The following is a 14,724-nucleotide window of genomic DNA, read 5'->3' on the forward strand; positions in this document are numbered from 1 at the left end:
AATTAAGATGGATGTAAGACAGAAAAGAAACAAAGTACTTGGAGAACGTGTGGTGAAAGCACTTGAATCCAGAAATATGGATGCTTATTATGCTGAGACAAAGGAAGAAGCAGTGCAGAAAGCACTGGAGTGGATTCCGGAAGGAAGTACGATCAATATGGGAGGTGCCTCTTCCGTACACGAATGCGGTCTGATTGATGCGATAAAATCCGGAAACTATAATTTCTGTGACAGAGATAAAGCAGCTACACCGGAAGAGAAGCAGGAAATCGCGAGAGCAGCATTTTCCTGTGACTGGTTTCTTGGAAGTGTGAATGCGATGAGTGAAGATGGAGTGTTCATCAATATTGACGGAAATGCAAACCGTGTAGCAGCATATGCATTTGGACCAAAGAATGTACTTCTAATTGTTGGTATGAACAAAGTTGTAAAGACACAGGAAGATGCAATGAGCAGGGCAAGAAATGAAGCTGCACCTGTAAATGCACAGCGTTTTGGAATTGATACACCATGTTCCAAGGCTGGAAGCTGCTTTGACTGCAAGAGCCCGGAATGTATCTGTTGTCAGATTCTGGTAACAAGATTCAGCCGTCAGAAAGGTCGTTTCAAAATTATTCTTGTAGATGAGAATCTTGGTTTCTAGTAGCCGGAGAAGGGAAAAAGAATGGGAAAAAATAGAAAGAAGCCGGTGCGCCACAGATTAGAAAAGCGACAGAAACGAAGCAGACAAAAGAAAAAAAGCGGTTTATTTGACAAAGTAACAATGGTGGTCCTGGTTGTGGCAGTCTGTGTTTTTGCATTTTCGCTTTATCAGCTGGTACGCACAATGGTGCCATATTATTCTGGTGGAAAAGAGTATGATAAGCTCAAAAATAAAGCAATCACTGTACAGGAGCAAACAGATGATCCGGGAGATGTATCGGGAGACACATTTAAAGTAGATTTTGATGTGCTTTTGCAGGAAAATCCAGATACGGTAGCCTGGATCCGGTTTGATGAACCATCAATCATCAGTTATCCGGTTGTAAAAAGTGCAGATAACAAAGAATATCTGACAAAGACGTTTTCCGCAAATGATAATAAACTGGGTGCAATTTTCATGGACATGAAAAATAAGAGTGATTTTTCAGATAGAAATACAATGATTTATGGACATAACCTGAAAGTTGGCGGAGAAATGTTTTCGCAGCTGAAAGAGTATGAGGAAGAATCTTTCTATAAAGAACATCCGAATTTCTATATTTATACACCGGATGGAAAAACAAGGACTTATACCGTGTTTTCAGCAGCTGTCGTGAAGGATACTGCAGATCAGTATAATCTGACTTATGCGACAGACGAAGCGTTTGAGAGTTATTTGAAAATGTGTAAAGAAGATTCAGCATATGACACAGGAACAGAAGTGAATGCGCAGTCTCAGATTGTCAGTCTTTCAACTTGTACCAATGTAAGAGAAGATGAGAGATTCCTTTTGCAGGGAGTGTTGACAGCGACAGACGGAGGAGAAAATTAGAATGGCAGACAGATTTGATGTAGGCGACATTATTAAGATGAAGAAACCGCATCCATGCGGAAGTCAGGAGTGGGAGATTCTCCGGGTCGGAGCGGATTTCCGTCTCAAATGTATGGGCTGCGGGCACCAGATTATGGTGCCAAGAAAATTGGTAGAAAAAAATACAAGACAAATTACAAAAAAGGCTTGAAACAATAAATTCTTTATGGTATTATAAGAAACTGTGACATGCTGATGGAACAATTCCAATCAGTCATTCAATTTCCTTGTTCCCGGGAGGAACCGGGGGCCAAGAGACCATAAGGAGGTAAAATAAGATGAATAAGTATGAATTAGCTGTTGTTGTAAGCGCAAAACTCGAAGACGAAGCAAGAGCAGAAGTAATCGAGAAAGTGAAAGCAATGATCACTCGTTTCGGCGGTAATGTAACAGACGTTGATGAGTGGGGCAAGAGAAGATTCGCTTACGAGATCCAGAAAATGAAAGAAGGATTTTATTACTTCATCCACTTCGAGGCTGAAAGTACAGTTCCAGCTGAAGTAGAGCAGCGTATCCGCATTATGGACAATGTACTCAGATATTTATGCGTGAAACAGGAAGCATAAGCGGAAAGAGGTATATATGAATAAAGTAGTTTTAGTAGGACGGTTAACAAGAGACCCAGAAGTGAGATATTCACAGGGAGACAATGCTACAGCGGTTGCAAGATATACACTTGCTGTAGATCGCAGATTCAGAAGAGACGGCGAGCCGACAGCGGATTTTATTCCGTGTGTTATATTCGGACGTTCCGCAGAGTTTGCTGAGAAGTATTTCCATCAGGGAATGCGTGTCTCTATTTCCGGACGTATCCAGACAGGAAGCTACACGAACAAAGATGGTGTGAAAGTATACACAACAGAAGTGATCGTGGAAGAGCAGGAGTTTGCAGAGAGCAGAGCCGAGGCAGAAGCTAACAGAGCAAGTTTCCAGCGTCAGTCTGCACCGAGTCCGGCACCTAGCGCAGATGCAGGTGATGGCTTCATGAATATCCCGGATGGTATCGATGAGGAGTTACCGTTTAACTAAGTCGGAAAGGAGATAACCATCATGGCTTACGAAAAAGGAAGCAGACCAGAGGGTGGATTCAAAAGAAGAGGCCCAGCTCGTAGAAGAAAAAAAGTTTGCGTGTTCTGTGGTAAAGAGAACAACGAAATCGATTACAAGGACGTTGCAAAATTAAAAAAATATGTTTCTGAAAGAGGAAAAATTCTTCCTAGAAGAATTACAGGAAACTGTGCTAAGCACCAGAGAGCTCTTACAGTAGCAATCAAGAGAGCTAGACACATTTCTCTTATGCCTTACGTTCAGGACTAATTGAGATAATTAGCTAATAGCAAGATCGAATTTTTGGAGAAATTCAGAAATTCGATCTTTTTGCTTTTTCTAATTCATTTTTGCGTGTTTTTTGCATAATACAACCTATAGCATCTTAGGGGAAAAGATGCTATAATAGATTAGCTATATTGTAATTAGTCACAGATGATGGTGATTGATAGTAGTCCCAGGTGAGGTATTAGTTATGAAAAGGAATAAAATGCAGCTGAAGGGACAGCTCAGAATGTACATGCGATGGCCGCTGATCATGACACTTCTCTTGATTGGCATGGATGTATGGATGTACATGGTGGACAAGAAAGCCGGACTTTTGATGTCAGTGATCATAATTATATATGTAGGAATCGCTTTTTCGCTGTATTTCTATAACAGATCTTTGATCCTGGCAGATCTGATCCAGTTTTCAGTACAGTATAAAGGTATTGAAAACCGGTTGCTCAAAGAACTGGCAATTCCCTATGCGATTGCGCTGGAGGATGGGAGGATTCTGTGGAAGAATGATTGCTTTTTGAATCTGACAGAGGGTCAGAGAAAAGAACGTTATCTGAACCGTATGATTCCAGAATTACATCCGGGTGTGTTTCCAAAAAATGATGTGGATCATGTAGAATTGGAAGTAACTTATCGTGAAAGAAGTTATCAGGCAGAGCTTCGAAAAGTATCATTGGAGGGATTCAGTGAGAAAGAAGAGTTGCTTCAGATTCCGGAAGAGCAGGAATATTTTGTTGCAGTTTCTTTAAGAGATGTAACAGAACTGAATGCCTACATCCGAGAGAACGAAGATCAGCGAATGATTGCCGGATTGATTTATATTGATAACTATGATGAAGTTATGGAGAGTGTTGAGGAAGTCAGACAATCCCTTCTTGTGGCATTGATCGACCGTAAGATCAATAAGTATATCGGAGATGTAGATGGTATCGTAAAGAAACTGGAGAAGGATAAATACTTTATCGTACTTCGAAAGGATGCTTATAAAAAACTGAAAGAAGACAAGTTTTCTCTTTTGGAAGAGGTAAAACAGGTTAATATCGGTAATTCAAGATCAGCAACACTGAGTATTGGTTTGGGATTGAATACGGCAACGTATGCGTTGAGCTACCAGTATGCGCGTGTGGCAATCGATCTTGCACTTGCCAGAGGCGGAGATCAGGCAGTTATTAAGGATTGTAACGGAATAACTTATTTTGGTGGTAAGAAGGAGCAGACAGCGAAGAATACACGAGTGAAGGCGCGTGTTAAGGCTGAGGCACTTCGAGAGTTTATTGTGACCAGAGACAAAGTTATTGTTATGGGTCATAAGATTGCTGATCCGGATTCTTTTGGTGCATGTATGGGTATTTACCGTGCTGCAGTAAGTCTGGAGAAAAAGGCACATATTGTGATCAATGAAGTTACAGGATCTGTTCGTCCGTTGTACGATGAGATTCTGGAGAGCCCTGCATATGAGGATGATATTTTTATTACGTCAGAACAGGCATTGGATTATGTGGATGACAATGCAATGGTCATTGTAGTAGATACGAACAAGCCACAGATGACAGAGTGTCCGGAACTCTTGAAGAAATCAAAGATGATTGCAGTGCTTGATCATCACAGGCAGAGTAGTAATATTATTGAGAACGCGGTACTTTCTTATGTGGAGCCGTATTCTTCTTCCACTTGCGAGATGATCGCAGAAGTTCTACAGTATATGGTAGATGACATCAAATTCCCGGCACTTGAAGCAGAGTGCATGTATGCCGGAATTATGATCGATACGAGAAACTTTATGAACCGTACAGGTGTGAGAACCTTTGAAGCAGCAGCATTTTTGAGAAGATGTGGTGCAGATATTACACGAGTACGTAAGATGTTCCGTGATGATATGGCATCTTATCAGGCAAAGGCTGAGGCAGTCCGCAATGCAGAAGTTTATCGTAAGGAGTATGCGATTGCAGTATGTCCAAGCGATATTGACAGTCCTACAGTGCTTGCAGCACAAGCGGCGAATGAATTGCTGGATATTAGCGGAATAAAGGCATCTTTTGTATTGACAGAATATGAAAATAAGATTTATATGAGTGCGCGTTCCATTGATGAAGTGAATGTTCAGATTATCGCGGAGAAGCTCGGTGGAGGCGGTCATATTAATTCTGCGGGAGCACAGTTTGACCACACGAATATGCATGAAGCAGTCAGTGCATTGAAAGAGACTATTGATAAAATGATAGAAGAAGGAGATATTTGACAATGAAAGTTATTTTATTACAGGATGTAAAATCTCTTGGAAAAAAAGGAGAGATCGTAAACGTAAATGATGGATATGCAAGAAACTTTATCCTTCCAAAGAAGCTTGGACTGGAAGCAACAGGAAAGAATCTGAATGATCTGAAGCTTCAGAAGAATAACGAGAAAAAAGTTGCGGAGGAGAACCTGGAGGCAGCGAAAGAACTTGCAGCTAAGATCGCAGAAGCTAAAATTGTAACACACATCAAAGTTGGAGAAGGCGGAAGAACTTTCGGTTCTGTATCAAGCAAAGAGATTGCAGAGGAAGTAAAAGCACAGTTGAATCTTGATGTTGATAAAAAGAAGATCCAGTTAAAAGAAGCAATCAAGACACTCGGAACACACAACGTGTCTGTAAAGCTTCATCCACAGGTTACAGCAGAACTGAAAGTAGTTGTACAGGAAGAAGCATAAGGAGACGAAATCTTTATGGATATGGAAGCAGCAATGAAACGAATTCCTCCGCATAGTGCGGAGGCAGAGCAGGCAGTGCTCGGTGCGATGCTGATGAACAAGGAGGCCATCACGGTGGCCTCCGAGATATTATCAGGGGATGATTTTTATCAGACAGCATATGGAATCTTGTTTAATGCTATGGTGGAACTGTTTCATGCGGGAAAACCGGTCGATCTGATCACCTTGCAGGAATATCTGAAAGAAAAGGATGTCCCGCCAGAGATCAGTAGCATGGAGTTTGCAAGAGATTTGCTGATGGGAACACAGACTTCTGCGAATATCAAAAGCTATGCTGAAATTGTACGTGAAAAATCAATCATGCGTCGCCTGATCAAAGTAAATGAAGAGACGGCAAATGCCTGTTATCTGCAGAATCAGCCATTAGAGGAGATTCTGGAAGATGCACAGAAGCAGGTTTTTGCACTTGCAGAGACTGGGAATTCAGAAGAGTATGTACCGATCAAGCAGGTTGTACTCAATGCATTGGATGTAATCGAGCGTGCGTCTAAGACAAAAGGAACAGTAACAGGAATTCCGACAGGATTCATTGATCTTGATTATAAGTTGTCCGGTCTGCAGCGCTCAGACCTTGTACTGATCGCAGCCCGTCCTTCTATGGGTAAGACCGCGTTTGTATTGAATATCGCACAGCATGTGGCATTTCGTCAGAATAAAGCAGTAGCAATCTTCAGTCTTGAGATGTCCAAAGAGCAGTTGGTAAACCGTCTGTTCTCATTGGAGTCTCATGTGGATGCACAGATACTAAGAACCGGTAATCTGTCAGATACGGATTGGGAGAAGTTGATCGAAGGAGCCGGAACAATAGGATCATCAAGAATGATCATTGATGATACGTCAGGTATTACGATTTCAGAGATGCGCTCAAAGTGTAGAAAATACAAGCTGGAGATGGGACTTGACCTGATCATTATCGACTACTTACAGTTGATGAGTGGAAGCAATTCAAGAAAGAATGAGAGCCGTCAGCAGGAGATTTCTGAGATCTCACGTTCTTTGAAAGGTCTTGCCAGAGAATTGAATGTGCCGGTGCTTGCACTGTCACAGCTGAGCCGTGCGGTTGAGCAGAGAACAGATAAGCGTCCGATGCTTTCAGACCTCCGAGAGTCCGGAGCAATCGAGCAGGATGCCGATGTCTGTATGTTTATCTATCGTGATGATTATTATAATCCTGACACGGAAGATAAGAACATTGCAGAAATTATTATCGCAAAACAAAGAAACGGCCCGATCGGTACAGTGCGTCTTGCGTGGATGCCACAGTACACTCGTTTTGGAAACGAGCTGCGTCAGCAGGATCAGGAGATATAAAAAAGAAAAGGACAGGCACTTGTTGGAGAGCGCCTGTCTTTTTTCGGTATACAAATCCAATAAATCTACCGGTATGTGCAGTGTGCAATTAGAAATCGCAGAAATGCTATGTAAATCTTTTTTTGAATCTCAGTACCGGACTATTCTTCACACTTTCTCTTCGGGTCGCCTGTTGCTGGCGAATCAGGCTGTCCAGTTTACGGAAATGTTCTTCTTCCTGCCGTTCTTTTGCCTGGAAAAGAAAATCCATCTCACGTATGACATCTGCGGTGACTTGAGTGCTGATTTCTTTTTCTAATGCTTTGTTATTTTCAGTAACGACTTCAGTCAGCACTTCTCCGATGAGTGAACGTACATGTTCCAGCTGAGTCTTTGTGATGACTTCGACCGGAGTAGTGGTAGTGGCCGGTTTGCACTCAGATGTCAGGTCAGGTGCGGGTGTTTTGGTAAGGGCATTCTTTTCCTTGTTTTCAGTGTGTCTCATTATCTGACGTGTAGATTTCAACTCTGGGATCAATGGCTTCAGATCGCGAAGCAGAACCCCTTCATTCTTAAGTTTTTTAATACAGCAAAAGAGCTGGATATCATCCTGGGTATAATATCGATGTCCCATCTCTGTGCGGCCGATCGGAATATGAAGTTCCTCTTCCCAGTACCTTAAGACATGGGATTCTACCTGAACTTTCTTGGCGGCTTCAGAGATCATAAATCTGACTTCACCCATTGATTTTCTATCCTCCTGTTAGAATCATTGCGATTACTGTTCTGATTTCGCTACATTTATTATAGCATAGAGAAATTATGAAAGAAGTGCTAATCGTTCGTCAAATTATGGCAAAAAATGGTAATTGAAGAAAGGTATGGAATACAAGGAAAAAAGTTGTAAAAAAAGAAATCCTGCCGCATCTGAATCAATCAGACGAGCAGGACTTCTGCGTTTTGTGATCACTTAGCGCTTATAAATTATGCTTCAGAGATAGCGCCTGTAGGACAAGCAGCCTCACAAGCTCCGCAATCTACACAAGCATCAGCATCGATCTCATATTTGCCATCTCCTTCAGAAATAGCGCCTACTGGACATTCGCCTTCGCAAGTACCACAGCTTACACATTCATCACTAATTACGTGTGCCATTGTATGTACCCTCCTTTTTTGGATTACGATAGGTTTTTCCCTTTTCGTTATCCTCATTTTAATACAAGACGGGGAAATATACAAGAGTTCCTGATGTATTTATTTGAGTAATTCATAAGTTAGTATTATAGAACTTGTGAACGTGGAAAATAGAAGATTTCTATACTAAATTAGTAAAAAAACGAAAATTCACGAGATTTTAAGAAATTATCTCTTCCATTTTTCAAGGATTCGTGTATCATAATGGATTGAGAGTTAAAAAGTAGAAAACATAGAGATAAAATTGTGTAAATGAAAAGAAGGAGAAAGTTATGCGGAAACGAAATGTAAGAGCAGCGATTGCGGCAGCACTTTGTATGACGGTACTTGCAGCCGGCTGCGGAAAGAAGGCAGATGATCCGGTTTTTACAGGGGATAAGACAGAAGCACCGATATATCAGGCGAATCTGGATGCAATTAAATCTTCTGCATATGCATCGGCAGACAATCTGGATCTGGAACCTGGAACTTATATTTCTGTAATCGGAAGGGGATCTTCAACACCATATTGGAATCAGGTAAAGGCAGGGGTAGAGCAGGCAGCAACTGACTTGAATACAGCACTTGGCTATTCCGGAAATGACAAGGTGAAAGTATTATACAGTGCACCGGATGAGAATGATAATATCGATCAGCAGGTGAATATTCTGGATGAAGAGCTTGCACGTTATCCGGATGTGATCGCAATTTCCAGTGTAGATGCAAGCGCATGCTCCGTCCAGTTTGATCTTGCGATTGAGAATGGAATTCCGATCGTAGCATTTGATTCAGGAAACAGCTATCAGAATATCCAAAGTACTTGCAAAACGAATAATATAGAAGCGGCAACAACAGGAACAAAGAATTTCTGTGAGAAGATCGGTGACAGTGGGGAGATTCTGTTGCTTGTGCATGATACAGTATCAGATACGGCGAAAGAGCGTGAGGCAGGAATCAAAAATGAACTTGCAGCAAATCATCCGAATGTGACTGTTACAGAGACAATTTATCTGGATCAGCTGGAAATGTTGAAGAAACAGATTGTAGCTGAACAGGTCGGGGTAACACCAGAAGAACTGGCAGCCGCAGAAGCAGGAGAAAAGAAGGAAGAGACAACAGGAACAGGTGATGCTTCCGAGACAATTGCAGATGCAGCATCGAATGCGGATTCTTCATCAGCAGACGAAAGTGCGAATGAGACAGCACAGGAAGCGGACAATGAATTGTCCGAGAAGATGCAGCAGGTCAACGATGGCGCGGCAAAGATGAGTGATGAAGATGCAATTCGATATTATATGGAGAAACATCCTGATTTAAAAGGATGTATTGCTACGAACGAGACAGTAACCCAGCTTGCAATTAAGACGATGGATCAGCTTGATGCAGAAAAACATATTACATTAGTGGGGTTTGATGCAGGAAAAGAGCAGGTTAATGCATTGAAAGATGGAAAGGTGGATGGACTTATTGTGCAGAATCCTTTTGGAATGGGATATGCGACAGTAGTTGCAGCGGCACGTACAGTTCTTGAGATTGGAAATGAAGCTGAGGTCAACACAGGATATGTGTGGGTGACAGCAGACAATATGAATGACGATACGATAACACCGTTCCTTTACGAATAAGTTGAAAATAAGTCGAACAATTTCATAAAAGAAAAGAGCTTGTCAGGTAAAATAAAAACATCAGGTTTTATACTTCATTCTGAAATTCAGAAATATAGAAGTAATAAAATCCTGATGTTTTTTATTTTATATTAGGAAAGTCCTTTCCTAATAAAAAAAAACGCTCCGCTCAGGATGCGCACTGCGGCGTACAAGGTAGGTGTCGCAAGCGACCGCCGCAGGCGTAAGAATGTGCCAAGGCACATTCTTTGTTCTGTTCACGTTGTCCTTTAAGCTTTGCTTAAAGAAAAAATAAATTCGGTGCCAACCCCTTCTGTACTGATCACATTGATATGTTCATCGTGAGCCTGTATGATTTCTTTTACGATCGAAAGTCCAAGTCCGGTTCCTTTCTTATCCTTTCCACGGGAAAGATCTGATTTGTAGAAACGCTCCCAAATCTTATTGATTTCCTTTCTTGAGATTCCGATTCCATGATCCTTTACGGAAACAAAGATTTTATCATTTTTCGTTGTTACTTCTACTGTAATAGAAGAGTCATTCTCACTGAATTTAATCGCATTATCCAGAAGATTATAAAGAACCTGTTGGATTTTGCGTCGGTCCGCCATTACATTGATCTGTTCAGACAGTAGAAAGAGCTTAATGGATATATGCTTCTGAGTACAGACACCCTCGAAAGACTGGGCAGTATGTTTGATCATCTCCTGAATATCAAAGGAAGTCTTATTGAGCAGGAGCTCTTTTGTATCAAATTCGTTCAAAGTAAGAAGATCCGTTGTCAGGTCAGTCAGTCGTTCCGTTTCGAAGAGAATGATATTTAGGTATTTCTCATGAAGCTCTGGTGGGATTGTTCCGTCTGCCATTGCTTCTACATACCCCCTAATTGAAGTCAACGGGGAACGGAAATCGTGGGATACATTTGCTACGATCTTTTTCTGATAATCATCAGAGTCCTTCAGTTGTGTAGCCATATAATTCAGTGATGCGGATAAATATCCGATCTCATCATGCCTGTTTACCGGAATCTCGTAATCCAGATTGCCCATGGCATATTGCTTCGCAGCTTCTGTGATCAGCAACAATGGTCGATGGACGAAGAAATGGAACCCAAGCAGGAAGATGAAGGACAACAGGAAAATAACTCCAAGAGAAATATAAACCGGAACCATCAGCGTGCGGCATCTTTCGTTGATCAGAGAGACCGGGCTGTGAATGATCAGATATCCCTTTGTATAAAATCCCTGTGTGACAGGAGCCATTACAGTAATCATATCTTCCTGAAAATAATTATGGTAGGTTCCGATCATGTACTGGTTGCTCCCGATTTCGGCCGGATCAAAATTATTGACGGATTGTGGCGCAGTAGTATCCTTCAGGTTGGCAGAGGTGATCATTGTACCATCTTTTTCAACAAACCACAGAGAAGAATTAAGATACGTCTTCATAGCAGATAACTGAGAATGAACAGCCCAGCTGGAAGATTCGTTTGAAAAATAGGAAGGCAGATAATTATCCGCAATCATGGTTGCTTCTCTGTATAATGTCTGCGAAGTATCTTTTTCCAGACGTTCGGTGATCAGTTCTGTGGTTAATGTTGCTGTTGTGAAAACACATAAAAACCCGAAAATAATATAAAGTACAATAAATTTTAAATGCAGAACTGCTTTCATAATTTCTCCCTAAGTACTCATCGGCCACCAGATGCTGTTTACAGTATCCAGGACCGATGATTTAAATCTATTTTGTCTCAAATTTGTAACCAATTCCCCATACAGTACTGATATTCCAGTGAGGGTGGTCTTTAATCTTTTCGCGCAGACGTTTAATATGAACATCAACGGTACGAGTGTCTCCGATATATTCATAGCCCCAGATACGGTCTAAGAGCTGCTCTCTTGTGAATACCTGATTCGGTGATGCAGCAAGACAATAAAGGAGTTCTAATTCTTTTGGCGGCATATCAACAGGATGTCCGTCACACACAACAGAGTAGTTTGTAAGATTGATCGTCAATCCGTCAAACTCTGCACATTTTGTTTTTTCAACAGAAGTATCATTCTGTTGTCCAACCTGATATCTTCTCAGGACAGCTCTTACGCGGGCAACCATTTCCTTAGGGTCAAATGGCTTCATGATATAATCATCCGCTCCGAGTTCCAGTCCGAGAACTTTGTCAAATACTTCACTTTTTGCAGAAAGCATGATGATCGGTGTGGCAGCTTTGGAACGAATCTCACGACAAACCTGATACCCGTCAATTCCCGGAAGCATCAGATCAAGAAGAATCAGATTTGGTTGATAGCTGTCAAAAGCTGCAAGCGCATCTTCTCCATCATATACTAATTTTGTATCAAAACATTCTTTTGTGAGATAAAGAGAAATCAGTTCAGCGATATTCTCATCATCATCTACGATTAGGATTTTCTGTTTTCCAAACATTCTTTTTCCCCCATTAACCATGATAAGGTAGTTGGTAACTGTTTAAAATAATTAGCCAAGTTCTACAATTGTTACACCTGCGTCACCTTCACCAAATTCGGCAAGGTGATAGGATTTTACATGTTTCTGACGACGCAGATATTCATGAATTCCCTTTCTGAGTGCTCCGGTTCCCTTTCCGTGAACTACACGGACAGTATTCAGGTGAGCGAGGATTGCGTCATCCAGGTATTTATCCAGCTCAGCAACGGCTTCATCAACAGTACGTCCGAGCAGATTGATCTCAGGCCGGACAGAAAGAGATTTTCCCATTTTGATTTTGCCTTTTGAAGTACGGTTCATTTTCTTCGGTGCATATGGAGAGACTTCCTCGATAATTTCCAGATCGGAAATGTTGACCTGGGAACTGAGGATTCCCATACGTACGGTAAGATTCCCTTTGGCATCAGGTAGAGAGCTTACGATTCCTGTCAGGTTCATGCTGAGAACTTTGACAGATTCTCCGAGCTTGAAGTCAGATGCTTTATGCTCTTTCTTTGGTTTCTGTGCTTTCATTGCAGACGCAGATGCTGTATCTTTGATCTTCTTACGCAGCTTCTCGCGTTCCTTTTCCATCTCGGCAGCAGAAATGTTTTCCTTGCCGAATTTACGGAAATCCTTGATCGTCTTGTCTGCAATTTCTTTTGCTTCACGCAGAATGGCGTTTGCTTTTTCATTTGCCTCGCGTAAAATGCGGTCGCGCTGATCATCTAATTTCTCCTGGCGCTGTTTCGCCTGGGCTTTCAGGTCTTCTGCTTCTTTCTTCAATCGTGCGATTTCTTCCTGTTCCTTTTCAATCGTCCGTTTGCTTGTCTCAAGATCAGTAAGAAGATCTTCAAAGGAAACGTCCTGTTCACTGAGCCGTTTCTTTGCATCTTCAATAATATAATCCGGCAGACCTAATTTCCCGGAGATTGCAAATGCATTACTTTTACCAGGAATACCGATCAGCAGACGGTAAGTCGGACGAAGACTTTCTACATCGAATTCACAACAGGCATTCTCCACACCCGGAGTGGAAAGTGCATAGACTTTTAACTCGCTGTAGTGTGTGGTAGCCATTGTACGGATTCCTCTCTGGTGAAGATGGGACAGAATAGAAATTGCAAGTGCGGCACCTTCCGTCGGATCTGTACCGGCTCCAAGTTCATCAAAGAGAACCAGCGAACGTTCATCTACTTTCTTAAGGAAAGAGACAATATTGGTCATATGAGAAGAGAATGTACTAAGGCTCTGCTCAATACTCTGTTCATCTCCGATATCTGCATAAATCTGATGAAATACAGCCAGTTCACTGCGGTCTCCGGCAGGAATGTGAAGTCCGGACTGTCCCATCAGACAGAACAAGCCGACCGTTTTTAAAGAAACAGTTTTACCGCCGGTATTTGGTCCGGTGATGATTAGCAGTGTGAAGTCTTCCCCAAGTGTCACGGTGATCGGAACAACTTTTTTCGGATCGAGCAGTGGGTGACGTCCCTCACGGATACGGATGCGTCCCTCTTCATTCAGAAGCGGCCGGCTGGCGCGCATGGACATTGCCAGAGCACCTCGTGCAAAAATGAAGTCAAGATCCGTCAGAGAACGGTAATCCGCACGGATTTCCTCGATATATTGTGCGGCTTCTTCACTTAGATTCGCAAGAATCACCTGAATCTCTTCCTGCTCCTTTGCATAAAGTTCTTTTAAGTCATTGTTCAGTTTTACGATTGCCATAGGTTCAATAAAAAGAGTAGAACCTGTTGAAGACTGATCGTGAATGAGTCCCTGTACCTGTCCACGATATTCCGCTTTAACAGGTACACAATAGCGGTCTCCACGCATGGTAATGATTGCATCCTGCAGATAAGTGCGAAGGGAACCGTTGACCAGTGTAGTTAAAGTGGCGTGTACTTTGTCATTGATGTTATTAATGCTTCGACGAATTTGCTTCAGTGTGGAACTGGCATCATCACTGTATTCATCTTCGCCGATAATACAGCGGTCGATTTCATTTGAAAGTGGTGTCAGTGGTTCAAGCAGGTTAAAATATTCATCCAGGCAGTCGCAAGCGTCCTCTTGTGTATCATGTCTTCCGTAGGCCTTTACCCTGGCTGCATTTACAAGCAGGCGGGAAATACGGAGAAGTTCTGTGCTGCTGAGTGAGCCACCAATCTCCAGACGCTTCATGGACTCTTCAACCGGTGCAGCGTCACCAAACGAGATACGTCCTTTTTGCACGATTCGTGTATAAGCGGCAGCAGTCTGTTCCTGATAAGTGTTGATCTTATGAAGGTCTGTCATTGGCTTCAAACGACGGCAGAGCTGTCCTCCGCGAAAAGATGTCGCTTCTTTTTCAAGAAGAGCAATGATCTTATCATATTCCAGTTTAAATAATGTTTTTTGATTCATTTATTTTCCTCTGTCATTTCAACTTAATACTAATTTTTTAATCATGTAGCTGTTCACAATACATGTGAACAATAACTATTTCCGAGTCTTATTGTACCTTATTATTTCATTAAATAAAAGGCTTTTATAGATATT

Annotated in this window: 15 protein-coding genes; 10 read left to right on the forward strand and 5 right to left on the reverse strand. The window is 41.9% G+C overall.

Features of this window, described 5'->3' with window-relative positions; translation table 11 throughout:
• Positions 1–7 precede the first annotated feature (7 nt).
• From LI126_RS00495 to dnaB, 9 genes are all read left to right on the forward strand, one after another.
• A complete protein-coding gene (locus LI126_RS00495) occupies positions 8–643 on the forward strand; it encodes a lactate utilization protein (RefSeq protein WP_054752766.1) in 636 nt (211 codons plus the stop codon).
• 21 nt (positions 644–664) lie between these two features.
• Entirely contained in the window at positions 665–1,513 is an 849-nt protein-coding gene (gene srtB / locus LI126_RS00500; RefSeq protein ID WP_055163244.1) for a class B sortase, read from the forward strand.
• Position 1,514: 1 nt separating this feature from the next.
• Positions 1,515–1,703: a DUF951 domain-containing protein gene (locus LI126_RS00505; protein WP_015527516.1), complete on the forward strand. Its 189-nt coding sequence runs from the start codon at positions 1,515–1,517 to the stop codon at positions 1,701–1,703.
• Positions 1,704–1,830: 127 nt separating this feature from the next.
• On the forward strand, positions 1,831–2,118 hold the full coding sequence (gene rpsF, locus LI126_RS00510) for a 30S ribosomal protein S6 (RefSeq protein WP_015527517.1): 288 nt from the start codon (positions 1,831–1,833) through the stop codon (positions 2,116–2,118).
• 16 nt (positions 2,119–2,134) lie between these two features.
• Positions 2,135–2,581, forward strand: coding sequence for a single-stranded DNA-binding protein (locus LI126_RS00515; protein ID WP_015527518.1), 447 nt, complete (start codon positions 2,135–2,137; stop codon positions 2,579–2,581).
• 21 nt (positions 2,582–2,602) lie between these two features.
• On the forward strand, positions 2,603–2,869 hold the full coding sequence (gene rpsR / locus LI126_RS00520; RefSeq protein WP_015527519.1) for a 30S ribosomal protein S18: 267 nt from the start codon (positions 2,603–2,605) through the stop codon (positions 2,867–2,869).
• Positions 2,870–3,074: 205 nt separating this feature from the next.
• The gene (locus LI126_RS00525) at positions 3,075–5,120 is read left to right on the forward strand and encodes a DHH family phosphoesterase (RefSeq protein WP_054752773.1); all 2,046 of its coding nucleotides are present in this window, start codon (positions 3,075–3,077) and stop codon (positions 5,118–5,120) included.
• Between the two features lie 2 nt (positions 5,121–5,122).
• Positions 5,123–5,572, forward strand: a complete 450-nt coding sequence (gene rplI / locus LI126_RS00530; RefSeq protein WP_144367483.1) for a 50S ribosomal protein L9 — start codon at positions 5,123–5,125, stop codon at positions 5,570–5,572.
• Between the two features lie 15 nt (positions 5,573–5,587).
• Positions 5,588–6,943 (forward strand): replicative DNA helicase, encoded by a 1,356-nt coding sequence (dnaB, locus tag LI126_RS00535; protein WP_227164613.1) that lies wholly within the window; start codon positions 5,588–5,590, stop codon positions 6,941–6,943.
• A 106-nt stretch (positions 6,944–7,049) separates the two neighbouring features.
• Here dnaB and LI126_RS00540 read toward each other — a convergent pair whose 3' ends face one another.
• Positions 7,050–7,667, reverse strand: coding sequence for a helix-turn-helix domain-containing protein (locus tag LI126_RS00540; RefSeq protein WP_227164614.1), 618 nt, complete (start codon positions 7,665–7,667; stop codon positions 7,050–7,052).
• Positions 7,668–7,906: 239 nt separating this feature from the next.
• Positions 7,907–8,077 (reverse strand): DUF362 domain-containing protein, encoded by a 171-nt coding sequence (locus LI126_RS00545; protein WP_015527524.1) that lies wholly within the window; start codon positions 8,075–8,077, stop codon positions 7,907–7,909.
• Positions 8,078–8,388: 311 nt separating this feature from the next.
• Between LI126_RS00545 and LI126_RS00550 the strand changes: the two genes are divergently transcribed.
• Entirely contained in the window at positions 8,389–9,720 is a 1,332-nt protein-coding gene (locus LI126_RS00550; protein ID WP_227164615.1) for a substrate-binding domain-containing protein, read from the forward strand.
• A gap of 269 nt (positions 9,721–9,989) precedes the next feature.
• Here LI126_RS00550 and LI126_RS00555 read toward each other — a convergent pair whose 3' ends face one another.
• The 3 genes from LI126_RS00555 to LI126_RS00565 all read right to left on the reverse strand — a co-directional run bounded on the left by LI126_RS00555 (position 9,990) and on the right by LI126_RS00565 (position 14,589).
• A complete protein-coding gene (locus LI126_RS00555) occupies positions 9,990–11,393 on the reverse strand; it encodes a sensor histidine kinase (protein WP_020437008.1) in 1,404 nt (467 codons plus the stop codon).
• Positions 11,394–11,460: 67 nt separating this feature from the next.
• Positions 11,461–12,162, reverse strand: coding sequence for a response regulator transcription factor (locus LI126_RS00560; protein WP_015527527.1), 702 nt, complete (start codon positions 12,160–12,162; stop codon positions 11,461–11,463).
• A 51-nt stretch (positions 12,163–12,213) separates the two neighbouring features.
• Positions 12,214–14,589 carry an endonuclease MutS2 gene (locus LI126_RS00565; protein WP_227164616.1) on the reverse strand — a complete coding sequence of 792 codons (2,376 nt, stop codon included), beginning with the start codon at positions 14,587–14,589 and terminating at the stop codon, positions 12,214–12,216.
• Between the last annotated feature and the right edge of the window lie 135 nt (positions 14,590–14,724).

The sequence above is a fragment of the Mediterraneibacter sp. 210702-DFI.5.30 genome, from assembly GCF_020560115.1.
In the GTDB taxonomy this organism is placed as follows: domain Bacteria; phylum Bacillota; class Clostridia; order Lachnospirales; family Lachnospiraceae; genus Mediterraneibacter; species Mediterraneibacter faecis.